This window comes from Metapseudomonas phytobenefica (assembly GCF_043392685.1).
In the GTDB taxonomy this organism is placed as follows: Bacteria; Pseudomonadota; Gammaproteobacteria; order Pseudomonadales; family Pseudomonadaceae; genus Metapseudomonas.
In genome coordinates this window covers 1-14,131 of record NZ_JBHZGM010000053.1, presented here as the reverse complement: position 1 = coordinate 14,131, position 14,131 = coordinate 1, and the positions used below count along the sequence as shown (strand labels likewise).

Here is a 14,131-nt window from a genome sequence, read left to right as displayed (position 1 = left end):
GGCCGGAGTCGGAGGGTTGTTTCTGGATCACCGTCCAAGGCCCTCGAGACCAAGGACGGTGAAGATCTCCAAGTCCCGCTATCCGGTAGATCGCAAGGCTGCTCCTCTAAAGTGAACAGCATTACGGGCTGGTCCCGGGCTTTTTATTGAGTGACTTTCAGACTTACCGCTCGCCGGTGCGCGCCTGCGCGGCCTTCGCCGCACGCTGCTTGCGCACTTCCTTCGGATCGGCAATCAGCGGCCGGTAGATCTCCACTCGATCGCCCTCCTCCAATACCCGCTCCTCGGGCTTGAGCAACGATTTACCAAAGATTCCGAGCGGGCATTCGGCAAGGTCAAGCTCGGGGAAATGCACCTCCATCCCGGAACGCAGAACCGCGTCACGGGCATTGATGCCCCTGGGGACACTCAGGCGCAACAACTGCTGGCGGCCTGCCAGGGCGTACACCACCTCGATCCGGATCATTTCCTCAGCCATAGAGTTCCTTCGCCCGCTGGCAGAAGGCATCCACCATCGTGTTGGCCGCCTGGTTGAACAGCGGCCCGAGCGTGGCCTTGACGATGGGGCCGGCATAGTCGAAGCGCAGGTCCAGGCTGATTTTGCAGGCCTTGTCGCCCAGCGCCTTGAAATGCCACACACCGTGCAACTGGCTGAACGGACCTTCTTCCAGATTCATCTCGATGCTCTTGCCCTTCTCCAGCCGGTTGCGCGTGACGAATCGCTGGCTGAGGCTACCCTTGGCGACTTCGAGACTGGCGAGCATGTGACTCTCGCTCTCTTCCATCACCGTGGCGGAGGAGCACCAGGGCAGGAACTCCGGGTAGCGCGCGACATCGTTGACCAGGTCGTAGAGCGCCTGCGCAGGAAAGGGCAGCAGGGCGGAGCGCTGGATATGCGTGGTCATCTTGGCCTCGAACGGGGATCCGGACTGCATCGCGCGAAAATGCGCCGAGCCGGACTGGTCAGAAAAAGTGCCGCATTGTCGAAGATTCGCCAGTATCGCTCAAGCCTACGCCGCCGTAGCCGCGCCGTCTGCGACTCCCTATAATGCGCCACCTATGGCCAAGCAAAAGAAACATCCGGAAGGCACCATCGCCCTCAACAAGAAGGCGCTGCACGACTATTCCATCGAACAGAAATTCGAAGCCGGGCTGGCTCTCGCCGGCTGGGAAGTGAAGAGTCTGCGCGCCGGAAAAGCACAACTGGTAGACAGCTACGTGCTGCTCAAGGACGGCGAAGCCTGGCTGCTCGGCAGCCACATCACCCCACTGAAGACCGCGAGTACCCACGTAATCGCGGACCCGGTGCGCACCCGCAAACTACTCCTGCACAAGCGCGAGCTGGGCAAGCTGTTCGGCGCAGTACAGCAGAAGGGCTATGCCTGCGTGGCGCTGTCCATCTACTGGAAGAAGCACCTGATCAAGTGCGAGATCGCCCTGGCCAAGGGCAAGAAGGAATTCGACAAGCGCGCCACGGAGAAGGAACGCGATTCCGACCGCGAAATTGCGCGGGCCATGCGCACCAAGGGCAAGGAATAAGCCCTACCGAAAAACGCCGGGCAATGCCCGGCGTTTTTGTTTGCGACTCCGGAGGGCGAGTTCTGCTCGCGCCCTGCTCGGCAGAACGATCGCCTCAGAGTCTCTGCCGCCGCTGTGCCCGCGCCAATCGCTGGGCTTCGAGCTGGCTCTCTTCCAGCACTTCCTGGACGTACTGGATGTGCTGATGGGAAATCTCCCGCGCCGCCTCTGCACGCCGCTCAATGATCGCCTCGTAAAGGGCACGGTGCTGCCTGGTCAGCATCTCGCGGGTCTCCCCGCGCTGCAGGTACATCCCGCCGATGTTGGTCACCACGTTGTGCTTGAGCAGATCGAACAGGCCGCGAATGGTGTGCAGCAGCACCGCGTTGTGGCTGGCCTCGGCGATCGCCAGGTGGAAACGCGCGTCCGCGGCGCCCTCTTCCTCCCGCGTCGCCTTGCTGTCCGGTGCATAGCAGGCCTGTAGGTTCTCGTAGGCTTCGGTCAGGCGCTGGTGATCCACGGGGGTTGCGCGTTGCGCGGCGTAGAAGGCACAGGAGCCCTCCAGCGTATGGCGAAATTCCAGGAGGTCGCGCTGGGCATCGGGATTGCTCTCCAGCAATTGCAGCAGGGGATCGCTGAAGGTGGTGCCCAGCTCCGCCGCCACATAGTTGCCGCCGCCCTGGCGACTGACCAGCAACCCCCTGGCCACCAGCTTCTGGATTGCCTCACGCAGCGAAGGCCGCGAAACGCCGAATTGTTCGGCCAGAACGCGCTCGGCCGGTAGCCGTTCACCCGCCTTCAAGGTGCCCTCGAGGATCATCGCCTCCAGCTGACTGACGATATCGTCCGACAAGCGGCGCTGACGTACCTGACCGAATCCCATTGCTCTACCCACCCTCTTCTCGCCACACCGGGCGGCCTTCAAACACGGCGCTTGCGGCGCGCGACGCGGCAGCCTAACCAGCCCGCCCTCCATGCACAAGAAGCACGGATTCCATCCCCTGCCCGACCAAAGTCGCAACGCGGCAAATTGACACAAGATAGTTCCGCTTTTACTCTGAGCCGTCGAATTTGTAAATTGGTCTTACCAATTTATCCGACAAGCAGCGCCGACTCGGTCTTCGCCTGCCGCTGTGCCACGAGCACAACGGTCCATGCCCGATCCGGCTAACAGGCACTCAAACAACAATTAGGGAGCCACCCCACGATGCAAACCTGGCAGCAGCTCTATACCCCCCTTGGCAGCCTCTGGCTGTCGGCGCTCGTCGCACTCATCCCGATCGTGTTCTTCTTCCTGGCTCTGGCGGTGTTCCGCATGAAGGGCCACATCGCCGGCACCATCACCCTTGCGCTGTCACTGGCGGTTGCGATCCTCGCCTTCCAGATGCCCGCGGACATGGCGTTCGCCGCCGCCGGATACGGCTTCGCCTACGGCCTCTGGCCCATCGCCTGGATCATCGTCGCGGCGGTGTTTCTCTACAAACTCACGGTCAAGAGCGGCCAGTTCGAGGTGATCCGCAGCTCCGTGCTGTCCATCACCGATGACCAGCGCCTGCAGGTTCTACTGATCGGCTTCTCCTTCGGTGCATTCCTCGAAGGCGCCGCCGGCTTCGGCGCCCCGGTGGCCATCACCGCCGCCCTGCTGGTGGGCCTGGGCTTCAACCCGCTCTATGCGGCCGGCCTGTGCCTGATCGCCAACACCGCGCCGGTGGCTTTCGGCGCCCTGGGCATCCCGATCATCGTCGCCGGCCAGGTGACCGGCATCGACGCCTTCAAGATCGGCGCCATGACTGGTCGCCAGCTGCCGTTGCTGTCGATCATCGTGCCTTTCTGGCTGGTGGCCATGATGGACGGCTGGCGCGGCATCAAGGAAACCTGGCCGGCAGCCTTGGTCGCTGGCGCCAGCTTCGCCATCACCCAGTACTTCACCTCCAACTTCATCGGCCCGGAACTGCCCGACATCACCTCCGCCCTGGTGAGCCTGGTGTCCCTGACCCTGTTCCTGAAGGCCTGGCAGCCCAAGCGCGCCGAAGACAGCGAAGTGGTCGGCGTATCCGGTGGCGCAGCGGTGATGGGCGGCTTCGGCGGCCCGCGCAGCACCACCCCGTCGCCCTACAGCTTCAGTGAGATCCTCAAGGCCTGGTCGCCCTTCCTGATCCTGACCGTACTGGTGACCATCTGGACCCTGAAGCCCTTCAAGGCCATGTTCGCCCCGGGCGGCGCACTGGAACAGTTCGTCTTCCTGTTCGCCATCCCGCACCTGGACCAACTGGTAATGAAAGGCGTCCCCATCGTTGCCAGCGCCACCGCTATCCCGGCCATCTACAAGCTCGACCCGGTATCGGCCACCGGCACTGCGATCTTCCTCTCCGCACTGATCTCCATGATCGTTCTGAAGATCAACATCAAAAGTGGTCTGACCACTTTGAAAGAAACTTTCGTTGAGCTGAAGTGGCCGATCCTCTCCATCGGCATGGTGCTGGCCTTCGCCTTCGTCACCAACTTCTCCGGCATGTCCACCACCCTGGCGCTGGTCCTGGCCGGTACCGGTGCGGCCTTCCCGTTTTTCTCGCCGTTCCTCGGCTGGCTGGGCGTGTTCCTGACCGGTTCCGACACCTCCTCCAACGCCCTGTTCGGCTCCCTGCAGGCCACTACCGCGCACCAGATCGGCGTCAACGACACCCTGCTGGTCGCGGCCAACACCAGCGGCGGCGTGACCGGCAAGATGATCTCGCCGCAATCCATCGCCGTGGCCTGCGCCGCCACCGGCATGGTCGGCAAGGAATCCGACCTGTTCCGCTTCACCCTGAAGCACAGCCTGATATTCGCCGCCATGGCCGGCCTGATCACCCTGGCCCAGGCCTACGTGTTCACCGGCATGCTCGTTCATTAATTGGCGCTTCCGGGCTGCATGCAGATGCAGCCCGGTTCCTGTTCACTGCCCTGAAGCCCTGAATCGGATCGAATCCATGATCATCTCCGCCTCCACCGACTACCGCGCCGCCGCCCAGCGCAAGCTCCCGCCCTTCCTGTTCCACTACATCGACGGCGGCGCCTACGCCGAGTACACCCTGCGCCGCAACGTCGAAGACCTGGCCGGCATCGCCCTGCGCCAGCGCGTGCTGCGGAACATGTCTGAGCTGAGCCTGGAAACCAGGCTGTTCGGCGAGACCCTGTCCATGCCGGTGGCGCTGGCGCCGGTGGGCCTGACCGGCATGTACGCCCGCCGCGGCGAAGTGCAGGCGGCCAAGGCGGCGGCGGCCAAGGGCGTTCCCTTCACCCTGTCCACCGTTTCGGTCTGCCCGATCGAAGAAGTGGCGCCGGCCATCAACCGCCCCATGTGGTTCCAGCTCTACGTGCTGAAGGACCGCGGCTTCATGAAGAACGCCCTGGAGCGGGCCAAGGCCGCCGGCGTGACCACCCTGGTATTCACCGTCGACATGCCGGTACCCGGCGCTCGCTACCGCGACGCCCACTCCGGCATGAGCGGCCCCAACGCCCCGCTGCGCCGCATGCTGCAAGCCATGACCCACCCGTCCTGGGCCTGGGATGTGGGTCTGCTGGGCAAGCCCCATGACCTGGGCAACATCTCCGCCTACCGTGGCAACCCCACCGGCCTTGCGGACTACATCGGCTGGCTCGGCGCCAACTTCGACCCGTCGATTTCCTGGAAGGATTTGGAGTGGATTCGCGACTTCTGGGAAGGCCCGATGGTGATCAAGGGCATCCTCGACCCCGAAGATGCCCGGGACGCAGTGAAATTCGGCGCCGACGGCATAGTCGTTTCCAACCACGGCGGCCGCCAACTCGACGGCGTGCTCTCCAGCGCCCGTGCCCTGCCGGCCATCGCCGACGCGGTGAAGGGTGAGCTGAAAATCCTCGCCGACTCCGGCATCCGCACCGGCCTGGACGTGGTGCGCATGCTCGCCCTGGGCGCCGATACCGTGATGCTCGGCCGCGCCTTCGTCTACGCTCTGGCCGCAGCAGGTGGTGCCGGCGTGAGCAACCTGCTGGACCTGATCGAAAAGGAAATGCGCGTGGCCATGGTGCTGACCGGTGCCAAATCCATCGGCGAGATCAGCGCCGATTCGCTGGTACGCGAACTCGGCCGCTGACCGGCCACCCCACATCCAGCGGGCCGCCCGCGGCCCGCGACAACACACGGGACACCGCATGAGCCTGCCGATTCCTTTCCTCAACGCCGTCGAGCGCCTCATCCCCCGCGAACGGCGCTTCGACGATCCGCTGTCCACCCTGGCCTTCGGCACCGACGCCAGCTTCTACCGGCTGATTCCCAAGCTGGTGATCCGCGTCGAGAGCGAGGCCGAAGTCATCACCCTGCTCAAGGCCGCCCACGCCGAACTGGTCCCGGTCACCTTCCGCGCCGCTGGCACCAGCCTTTCCGGCCAGGCCATCAGCGACTCGGTACTGCTCGTCCTGGGGGATAACTGGAACGGCCGCGACATCCGCCAGGGCGGCGAACAGATTCGCCTGCAGCCCGGCGTCATCGGCGCCCAGGCCAACGCCTGGCTCGCCCCCTTCGGCCGCAAGATCGGCCCCGACCCGGCGTCCATCAACGCCTGCAAGATCGGCGGCATCGTCGCCAATAATGCCAGCGGCATGTGCTGCGGCACCGCGCAGAACAGCTACCACACCCTCGCCGGCCTGCGCCTGGTGCTGGCCGACGGCACCCTGCTGGACACCGAAGACGCCGCCAGCGTCGCCGCCTTCCGCCGCAGCCACGGGCCGCTGCTGGCCGAACTGGCCGAACTGGGCCGGCAGACCCGCGCCGATACCGCGCTGGCCTCGAAGATCCGCCACAAGTACCGGCTGAAGAACACCACCGGCCTGTCGCTCAACGCCCTGGTGGACTTCGATGAGCCACTGGATATCCTCAGCCACCTGCTGGTGGGTTCCGAAGGCACCCTCGGCTTCATCAGCGCGGTGACCTACGACACCGTGCCCGACCATCCGCACAAGGCCAGCGCGCTGATCGTCTTCCCCGACGTGGAAAGCTGCTGCAAGGCCGTCACCCTGCTCAAGAGCCAGCCGGTATCGGCGGTGGAGCTACTGGACCGCCGCAGCCTGCGCTCGGTGGAAACCAAGCCCGGCATGCCCGAATGGGTGAAGGGCCTGTCCGCCAGCGCCTGTGCCCTGCTGATCGAATCCCGTGCGGCCAGCCAGAGCCTGCTGCACGAGCAACTGGCGCAGATCATGGCGTCCATCGCCCACTTCCCGCTGGAGCAGAAGGTCGACTTCAGCGAAGACCCGGCCGTCTACAACCTGCTGTGGAAAATCCGCAAGGACACCTTCCCCGCCGTCGGCGCTGTGCGCCAGACCGGCACCACGGTGATCATCGAAGACGTCACCTTCCCCATCGAGCAGTTGGCCGAGGGCGTCAACCGCCTGCTGGCGCTGTTCGACAAGCACGGCTACGACGAGGCGATCATTTTCGGCCACGCCCTGGAGGGCAACCTGCACTTCGTCTTCACCCAGGGCTTCAAACAGCCCGAGCAGGTGGCGCGCTACGAAGCCTTCATGCAGGACGTGGCGCAACTGGTGGCGGTGGAATTCGGCGGTTCGCTCAAGGCCGAACACGGCACCGGGCGCAACATGGCCCCCTTCGTCGAGCTGGAATGGGGCAGCGACGCCTACCAGCTGATGTGGAAGATCAAGCGCCTGCTGGACCCGCGCGGCATTCTCAACCCGGACGTGATCCTCAGCGAGAACCGCGACATCCACCTGAAAAACCTCAAGCCGCTGCCGGCCGCCGACGAGATCGTCGACAAATGCATCGAGTGCGGCTTCTGCGAACCGGTGTGTCCGTCCAAGGGACTGACCCTCAGCCCCCGCCAGCGCATCGTCATCTGGCGCGATATCCAGGCCAAACGGCGTACCGGCATCGACACCGCCCCGCTGGAACAGGCCTATCAGTACCAGGGCATCGACACCTGCGCCGCCACCGGCCTCTGCGCCCAGCGCTGCCCGGTGGGCATCAACACCGGCGACCTGGTGCGCAAGCTGCGTGCGAAGGATGCCCACCATGCCGGCAGTGCCGACTGGCTGGCCGGACACTTCGCCACCGCTCTCAAGGGCGCACGCCTGACCCTGCGGGTTGCCGATGGCGCGCGCCGGGTGCTGGGCGCGCCGCTACTGTCGAAAACCTCCGGCGCCCTGCGCCAGCTGTCGGGCAATCGTCTGCCGCAATGGTCGCCCGCCCTGCCCCGGGCCGCGGCCCCCATCCACTTCACCCCGCCCACCAGCGACAACCGACCGCGTGTGGTCTATCTGGCCGCGTGCGTGTCCCGTGCCATGGGCCCGTCCGCCGGCGACCAGGAGCAGGTGCCGCTGATCGACAAGACCCGCATGCTGCTGGAAAAGGCCGGCTACCAGGTGGTGTTCCCGGAGAACCTCGACAGCCTCTGCTGCGGCCAGCCCTTCGCCTCCAAAGGCTACCCGGAACAGGCCGATACCAAGCGCCGCGAACTGGTGGACGCCCTGCTCGCCGCCAGCCGCGGCGGCCTCGACCCGATCTACTGCGACACCAGCCCCTGTACCCTGCGCCTGGTCCAGGACGGCCTGGATTCGCGGTTGCAACTGTTCGACCCGGTGCGCTTCATCCGCAGCCACCTGCTGGATCGACTGGAGTTCACCCCGCAGGACAAGCCAGTGGCCGTCCACGTCACCTGCAGCACCCAGCATCTGGGCGAAGCGCAGGGGCTGATCGACATCGTCAAGCGCTGCACCCGGGAAGTGGTGGTGCCAGAAGGCATCCACTGCTGCGGTTTCGCCGGCGACAAGGGCTTCACAACCCCGGAACTGAACGCCCACTCCCTGCGCTCGCTGAAGGATGCAGTACAGATCTGCGACGAAGGCGTTTCCACCAGCCGTACCTGCGAAATCGGCCTGACCCAGCACGGCGGCATCGACTACCGCGGGCTGGTCTACCTGGTGGATCGCGTCACCCGTCCCCGCGCCGGGCTGTAGGGCTATGCAGGAGCGAGCTTGCTCGCGAAATATCGAGCTCGCTCCTGCAAAACCGCCTTCGTCGATACCGGCAGCATAAAACCTGAACCCGCCCGAGCCCGGGCAGTCCACCGCATAAGCCCGGCACCCGCCCGGAGCTTTCCTATACTGCTCAGCGGATAACCCGAAAAGGAGGTCCGATATGCGCCGTATCGCCGTATTGCTTGCCGCCGCCCTGCTCAGTGCCCCCGTCCTCGCATCACACTGCCCAGCGGACATGGCGAAGATCGACCAGATACTGAAGACCGATCCCCCCGCCGACACTGCCGTACTCGAGCAGGTGAAAAAGCTCCGCAGCGAAGGCGAGGAACTGCATAAATCCGGCAATCATGCCGAATCAGAGAGAGTGCTGGCTGAAGCGCTGAACCTGTTGCAGGCCAGCGAATAGGAAAGACCCCGGGATCCAGCGCAAGCTGGATCCCATTCCTCAAGCCTCCTGGCCCAGCAACGAAAGCGCCATCCGGCGCACCTGCTTCAGGTCCACCGGCTTGCTCAGGCAGGCATCCGCGCCACGACGGCGCGCTTCCGCCAGGACCTTTTCATCCACCGCCGCGCTCACCACCAGCACCGGCATCATCGCCAGGCGCGGGCTGGAGCGCACGAAGTCGAGCACGTCCAGGCCATCGCCGTCGGGCAGGTCCAGGTCCAGCAGCAACAGGGACGGAGTGATATCCGCCAGCAGCGCCAGCGCCTTGCCCACCGATCCCGCGCCACGCACATCGGCCATATCCCGCAGCCCTTCCTGCAACACCTTGAGGCAGGCCGGATGGTCTTCCACGCAGAGCACCTTCGGCTGCACCTGCCGCTCTTCCTCCGCGGGCCTGGCCGGCGCAGGGGGCTCGAACTCATCCGGTGCGGCGACGCAGGGCAGGTCGATCCAGAAACGGCTGCCGATATCCGGCGCGCTGCTGAAGCCCATTTCGCCCCCCATCAACTCCGCCAGTTCTCGGCACAGCACCAGGCCGATACCGGTGCCCGGAATAGTGGAGTTCTCCCGGCCCAGGCGCTGGAAGGGCTGGAACAGCATGGCCTGCTGTTCCTGACTGAGGCCCGGCCCACTGTCGGCCACCCAGAGGCGCACAGCCGCCGGACGAACCTCGTAGCCCATGCTCACCATGCCCTGCGGGCTGTTGTATTTCACCGCATTGGAGAGCAGGTTCAACATCACCTGGCGCAGACGGCGGGCATCGGCCATCACATGCAGCGGCGGCACAGGCGGCGGCATCAATTGCAGTTGCAGGTGGCGCGACTGGAGCTCGGGCTGGATCAGCTCACCGCAACTGGCCAGCAGAGGGCCGATATCCACAGGCTTGAGCTGCAGCTTCTGGCGACGATTCTCGATGCTCGACAGGTCGAGGATGTCGTCCACCAGCGAGGTGAGGTGACGGCTGGCGTTGACGATCTCCTGCGCGTAGTCGCCTTCCACCTTGCGGTCTTCCTGGCCTTCCGCCTCCAGGGCGATGAGCTGGGCGAAGCCGTTGATGGCGTTGAGCGGCGTGCGCAACTCGTGACTCATGCTGGACAGGAAGCGGCTCTTGGCCTGGCTCGCCGCCTGGGCCTCGCGGCTGGCGATGCGCAGTTCTTCCTCCACCTGCTTGAGGCGGGTGATGTCCACATGGGTACCGGCCACCCGCAGGGCGCGGCCATCGGAGTCGCGCTCCAGCACCTTGCCGCGGCTGAGCAGCCAGGAGTAACGCCCTGCCACATCGGCGAAACGATATTCGGCGTCGAAGTTGTCCTGGTCGCTGACCGAGAACAGCATCCGCAGGCGACGTACCCGCTCCACGTCTTCCGGGTGCACACGCTCGTTGAATTCGGAGAAGGTAATGGTGTCGCTGCGCAGCCCGAAGCGCTTGACGAAGCGTCCGCTCATCTTCATCGACAGGGATATGGCATCCACTTCCCAGAGGCTTTCCGTGGTGCTTTCCAATACCAGGTCGAGGTTGCGCCTGGCCTCCAGACGTTCCTCCTCACTGGCCTGCAATTGCGCACCGCTGAGCTGTACCGCTTCGGCCAGTGCCTGCAGTTCAGCGATGCGGCTGCTCGGCGCCGGCGGGCGGAAGTCGCCCTGGCCGATGCGTTTCATCATCCCCATGATCGCTGCCATGGGCGTGGCCAGTTCGCCACTGAGGCGCCGCGACCGCGCCCACATCCAGGCGAAGAACAGCGCATAGAAGAAGCCGAGCCCGGCGATCAGCAGATAACCGATCTGCTGGTAGCGCGCAGCGAGGCGGTTGGTTTCCTTGAAGATGTTGGCCTCGTCCACCACCATCATCAGCCGCCAGCCGGTCTGCGGAATCTCCGCCCAGGCCACCAGTTGCTTGCGCCCGCCCAGCTCCACTTCCTGCACATTGCGCTTGCCGGCTGCCATGGCCTCCAGCAGCGGCTGCATCTCGCGGTGGCGGGCCAGGTTGAAGTCCTCGGGCTTGAGCACCTCGCGGCGCACCGCCTCGTCATAGGAGAAACGGGTCAGCTCGCGCAGACCGAAGTCGCGCTCCCCCGCTTCCGGCAGTGCCATGATGCTGTGGTCGCGGCTCACCAGCATCGCGTAGCCCTGCCATGGCACCTTCAGGCTGCCGATCTCGCCGAGCATCTGCCCCACGGTGATATCCAGCCCCACCACCCCTTCGAGGAAATCGCCCCGGTAGACCGGGGTGATCGCCGACATCATCCAGCCGAGGCCGGCCGGGTCCAGGTAAACGTCGGTCCAGACCGTCTTGCGCTGCGGGTTGTGCTTGGCGTCAGCGAGGTAATAGAAGTTGTAGTTGGGTATCACCATGTCATGGGGATACTGCTCGGGCGTCATGAAGAAGGGATAGATGCGGTTGTAGCTGTCCCAACTGTTGAAGTAGACCGCCGCCACCAGCGGGTTGGCCTCGCGGATCGAACGCATCAGCGGGTCCACCTGGGACAGGCGCAGCGCCTTCTCGTGGTCCTGCTTCTCCACCGGCGTGCTGCTGGCATAGAAGGAAGCGGCGCGACCGTCGTCGCTGCGGGTGTAGAACACGCCGTCGGAACTCAGCACATGGCGCTGTCGCTCCAGCTCATCCGGCGTGAAGCTGCGATCCTGCAACGACCGGCCCACCGCATCGCGAAACAGCCGCGTGGGCACCTCGATGCCCTGCAGGCGCATGTCGATCACCTTGCCCTCGCGCAGCACCGCGCTGCTCAGATCCTCCAGCGCACTTCGCTGCAGGTACTCCACCTGGGAATCGCGAATTGCACTGTTGGTCAACAGATAAACCGTGATCAGCACCGATTCGACCAGAATCAGCGGGATCAGGGCACTCTGTACGAAGGCGCGCCAGATCCACTGGCGCAAGGGAGTTCGGGCAGAACGCGGCATGGCGACGTCTCGGCTCAACGGTCTTCCTGACAATAGCCTGCAATCATATAGCAGGCCCCCCATGACATTAGGTCAAAAGCGAGGTCGACGCTGCCCAGCCTTATGCCGTAGAATCACCCCCGTTGTACACCCTTGCAGTATTGGGGCCGATTAGGATTCGACGCCGGTAACAAAACTCTAGGGGCATGCCGAGCTGGCAGCAGACCTCGTAAATCAGTTGCTGCAAACTATTAGTTGCCAACGACGACAACTACGCTCTGGCTGCTTAATGCGCCAGCAGTCGCCAGGGGATGCCTGTAAACCCGAAACGACTGTCAGATAGAACAGGATCGCCGCCAAGTTCGCTGTAGACGTAACGGCTAAAACTCATACAGCTCGCTCAAAGCACCCTGCCAGTCGGGCCGCGATGAGCTAACTCAGTAGACTTGGCTAAGCATGTAGTCCCGAAAGCGGAGAACTGGCGGACGGGGGTTCAAATCCCCCCGGCTCCACCAAAAACCACGACTAAGCCCCTGATTTTCCTAGCGAATTTCAGGGGCTTTTTCGTTTCTGCCTTGATGTGTCGAAGAAGTGTCGAACTCAGCAGTGGCGCTCATCGAGGTCCGCAAAGTTGCTGATCTTCACGGCACCGTCAGGGAAGCGCGCAATCACCTCCAGCTGTCCGCCCATTGCTTCGATGTGGCTGCGTAGCGTGGAGATGTACATATCCGTGCGTTTCTCCATCTTGGCGATGGCAGGCTGCTGAACATGCAGCACCTCGGACAACATCTTCTGCGACAAGCCACGCGCCTGGCGAAGCTCGTTCAAGGGCATCTCAGCCAACATTTCCTGCGCCCTGGCTTCAACCCGCGCCCTGGCTTCAGGCGACATCTTTTCGCGCAGTGCATCAAATTTCTTAGCCATCGATCAGGCCCTCCTTTCGAAGCTGTTCCAAGTGCTGGTCGTACAGGCGATCAGCCACAGGAACATTCACGTCATACCAGCGATCGTCCCCGGTCTTGTCTCCACCGATCAGCAGAATCGCCGAGCGTCTCGGGTCGAATGCGTAAAGCGTCCTCAGCGGGCGCCCATCGTGCTGTGTTCGCAACTCTCGCATGTGGCTGTGTCGTGAACCGTTTATGCCGCTGCTATGGGGGAAGCCCAGCGAAGGCCCTCTTTCCTCCAGCAAGCGCACCGACACGGCCACAGATTCCTGCTCATCCTCAGAGAGCTTTTCCCACCATTCACCGAATTCGTCGGTGTACTCAATTTCCCAAGACATAGCGAAATATAACCCCCAAGGAATATTCCCTCAACGGAATACAGCCGACTCCAAAGCCGAATCTGAAAGCGGCCCCAGGCGAACTGCCTCGGCCAAGTGATCCGGCGACAAATGCGCATACCGCATCGTCATCGCCAGCGTGGAATGCCCCAGGATCTTCTGCAGGGTCAGGATGTTCCCGCCATTCATCATGAAGTGACTGGCAAACGAGTGCCGCAGCGCATGGCTGGCCTGGCCCTTCGGCAACTGGATGGTGGTGCGCTCCAGGGCGCGGCGGAACGAGGTAATGCAGGAGGTGAACTGACCATGAGTCCGCCAATGCACTCTCAGCCGATCGGCCAGCTCTGCCGGGACAGGCACTGAACGGACCTTCCCTGACTTCGTTCTGGCAAAGGTCACTACGTTGCCCTGCAGACGATTCGGCGTCAGGTTTTCCGCCTCGGACCACCTTGCCCCAGTCGCAAGGCATATCAGCGTCACCAGCTCAGTATGCAGGTTCTCGCATCCATCCATGCTGCAGAAACATGGGCACTGTAGTGGTCTACTGATCCCGGACACCGATTTAGGCGAAAATCTTCGCCGTGAGAGAGGTGTCTGATGAGTAAGCAACGACGTACGTTTTCCGCCGAGTTCAAGCGTGAGGCCGCGGCCTTGGTGCTGGATCAGGGCTACAGCCATATCGAAGCCTGCCGTTCGCTGGGAGTGGTGGACTCGGCCTTGCGCCGCTGGGTGAAACAACTCCAAGACGAGCGCCAGGGCGTGACCCCGAAGAGCAAGGCGCTGACGCCCGAGCAGCAGAAGATCCAGGAGCTGGAAGCCCGGATCAACCGGCTGGAGCGGGAGAAAGCGATATTAAAAAAGGTTCTTCGCGGAGTCTGGGGGAAGAGCGAGTTGACAGTCAGGGAAGTGGGTAAATTGGCAGTCGCCAAACGAACCAACCCCCACTCCCTGCTGCCGCCGTGCATCCTATTGATCTTGCT

Annotated in this window: 12 protein-coding genes, 1 other RNA gene and 1 pseudogene; 7 read left to right on the top strand and 7 right to left on the bottom strand. The window is 63.6% G+C overall.

The annotated features are described in order from the left end of the window. Window positions 1-163: 163 nt before the first annotated feature. Together ACFW0B_RS25220 and ACFW0B_RS25215 are read right to left on the bottom strand one after the other, a co-directional pair. The gene (locus ACFW0B_RS25220) at window positions 164-478 is read right to left on the bottom strand and encodes an RnfH family protein (protein WP_449151698.1); all 315 of its coding nucleotides are present in this window, start codon (window positions 476-478) and stop codon (window positions 164-166) included. Continuing rightward, window positions 471-905 carry a type II toxin-antitoxin system RatA family toxin gene (locus ACFW0B_RS25215; protein ID WP_449151696.1) on the bottom strand — a complete coding sequence of 145 codons (435 nt, stop codon included), beginning with the start codon at window positions 903-905 and terminating at the stop codon, window positions 471-473. The genes ACFW0B_RS25220 and ACFW0B_RS25215 overlap by 8 nt, the downstream gene beginning before the upstream one ends. Window positions 906-1,059: 154 nt before the next feature. Between ACFW0B_RS25215 and smpB the strand changes: the two genes are divergently transcribed. Further along, window positions 1,060-1,539 carry an SsrA-binding protein SmpB gene (gene smpB / locus ACFW0B_RS25210; RefSeq protein WP_028629989.1) on the top strand — a complete coding sequence of 160 codons (480 nt, stop codon included), beginning with the start codon at window positions 1,060-1,062 and terminating at the stop codon, window positions 1,537-1,539. Between the two features lie 94 nt (window positions 1,540-1,633). Here smpB and ACFW0B_RS25205 read toward each other — a convergent pair whose 3' ends face one another. Then, window positions 1,634-2,401 (bottom strand): FCD domain-containing protein, encoded by a 768-nt coding sequence (locus tag ACFW0B_RS25205; protein WP_449151695.1) that lies wholly within the window; start codon window positions 2,399-2,401, stop codon window positions 1,634-1,636. A 324-nt stretch (window positions 2,402-2,725) separates the two neighbouring features. On the opposite strand from ACFW0B_RS25205, the gene ACFW0B_RS25200 reads away from it, so the two are divergent. The 4 genes from ACFW0B_RS25200 to ACFW0B_RS25185 all read left to right on the top strand — a co-directional run bounded on the left by ACFW0B_RS25200 (window position 2,726) and on the right by ACFW0B_RS25185 (window position 8,932). Next, window positions 2,726-4,411: a lactate permease LctP family transporter gene (locus ACFW0B_RS25200; protein ID WP_449151694.1), complete on the top strand. Its 1,686-nt coding sequence runs from the start codon at window positions 2,726-2,728 to the stop codon at window positions 4,409-4,411. A 76-nt stretch (window positions 4,412-4,487) separates the two neighbouring features. Beyond that, window positions 4,488-5,633: an FMN-dependent L-lactate dehydrogenase LldD gene (gene lldD, locus ACFW0B_RS25195; RefSeq protein WP_449151693.1), complete on the top strand. Its 1,146-nt coding sequence runs from the start codon at window positions 4,488-4,490 to the stop codon at window positions 5,631-5,633. 58 nt (window positions 5,634-5,691) lie between these two features. Continuing rightward, entirely contained in the window at window positions 5,692-8,505 is a 2,814-nt protein-coding gene (locus tag ACFW0B_RS25190) for an FAD-binding and (Fe-S)-binding domain-containing protein (RefSeq protein WP_449151691.1), read from the top strand. 181 nt (window positions 8,506-8,686) lie between these two features. Next, window positions 8,687-8,932: a hypothetical protein gene (locus tag ACFW0B_RS25185; RefSeq protein WP_449151689.1), complete on the top strand. Its 246-nt coding sequence runs from the start codon at window positions 8,687-8,689 to the stop codon at window positions 8,930-8,932. 39 nt (window positions 8,933-8,971) lie between these two features. On the opposite strand, the gene ACFW0B_RS25180 is transcribed toward ACFW0B_RS25185, so the two are convergent. Continuing rightward, a complete protein-coding gene (locus tag ACFW0B_RS25180; RefSeq protein WP_449151699.1) occupies window positions 8,972-11,890 on the bottom strand; it encodes a hybrid sensor histidine kinase/response regulator in 2,919 nt (972 codons plus the stop codon). Window positions 11,891-12,032: 142 nt separating this feature from the next. On the opposite strand from ACFW0B_RS25180, the gene ssrA reads away from it, so the two are divergent. Continuing rightward, window positions 12,033-12,384: a transfer-messenger RNA gene (gene ssrA, locus ACFW0B_RS25175) on the top strand. A gap of 85 nt (window positions 12,385-12,469) precedes the next feature. Here ssrA and ACFW0B_RS25170 read toward each other — a convergent pair. The 3 genes and pseudogenes from ACFW0B_RS25170 to ACFW0B_RS25160 all read right to left on the bottom strand — a co-directional run. Further along, entirely contained in the window at window positions 12,470-12,793 is a 324-nt protein-coding gene (locus ACFW0B_RS25170; RefSeq protein WP_449151688.1) for an XRE family transcriptional regulator, read from the bottom strand. After that, on the bottom strand, window positions 12,786-13,151 hold the full coding sequence (locus tag ACFW0B_RS25165; protein ID WP_449151687.1) for a type II toxin-antitoxin system RelE/ParE family toxin: 366 nt from the start codon (window positions 13,149-13,151) through the stop codon (window positions 12,786-12,788). The genes ACFW0B_RS25170 and ACFW0B_RS25165 overlap by 8 nt, the downstream gene beginning before the upstream one ends. A gap of 30 nt (window positions 13,152-13,181) precedes the next feature. Then, window positions 13,182-13,655 (bottom strand): annotated as a pseudogene (locus ACFW0B_RS25160) (tyrosine-type recombinase/integrase); the annotation flags it as partial. Between the two features lie 93 nt (window positions 13,656-13,748). On the opposite strand from ACFW0B_RS25160, the gene ACFW0B_RS25155 reads away from it, so the two are divergent. Continuing rightward, on the top strand, window positions 13,749-14,131 hold a 383-nt coding region (locus tag ACFW0B_RS25155; protein WP_449151686.1), incomplete at its 3' end, for a transposase.

Excerpts from the sequence above, each read along its gene's own strand:
- ACFW0B_RS25190 (WP_449151691.1), top strand. The coding sequence starts at position 5,692 with ATGAGCCTGCCGATTCCTTTCCTCAACGCCGTCGAGCGCCTCATCCCC.
- smpB (WP_028629989.1), top strand. The coding sequence starts at position 1,060 with ATGGCCAAGCAAAAGAAACATCCGGAAGGCACCATCGCCCTCAACAAG.
- ACFW0B_RS25215 (WP_449151696.1), bottom strand. The coding sequence starts at position 905 with ATGACCACGCATATCCAGCGCTCCGCCCTGCTGCCCTTTCCTGCGCAG.
- ACFW0B_RS25170 (WP_449151688.1), bottom strand. The coding sequence starts at position 12,793 with ATGGCTAAGAAATTTGATGCACTGCGCGAAAAGATGTCGCCTGAAGCC.
- ACFW0B_RS25205 (WP_449151695.1), bottom strand. The coding sequence starts at position 2,401 with ATGGGATTCGGTCAGGTACGTCAGCGCCGCTTGTCGGACGATATCGTC.
- ACFW0B_RS25220 (WP_449151698.1), bottom strand. The coding sequence starts at position 478 with ATGGCTGAGGAAATGATCCGGATCGAGGTGGTGTACGCCCTGGCAGGC.
- ACFW0B_RS25165 (WP_449151687.1), bottom strand. The coding sequence starts at position 13,151 with ATGTCTTGGGAAATTGAGTACACCGACGAATTCGGTGAATGGTGGGAA.
- ACFW0B_RS25200 (WP_449151694.1), top strand. The coding sequence starts at position 2,726 with ATGCAAACCTGGCAGCAGCTCTATACCCCCCTTGGCAGCCTCTGGCTG.
- lldD (WP_449151693.1), top strand. The coding sequence starts at position 4,488 with ATGATCATCTCCGCCTCCACCGACTACCGCGCCGCCGCCCAGCGCAAG.
- ACFW0B_RS25185 (WP_449151689.1), top strand. The coding sequence starts at position 8,687 with ATGCGCCGTATCGCCGTATTGCTTGCCGCCGCCCTGCTCAGTGCCCCC.
- ACFW0B_RS25180 (WP_449151699.1), bottom strand. The coding sequence starts at position 11,890 with ATGCCGCGTTCTGCCCGAACTCCCTTGCGCCAGTGGATCTGGCGCGCC.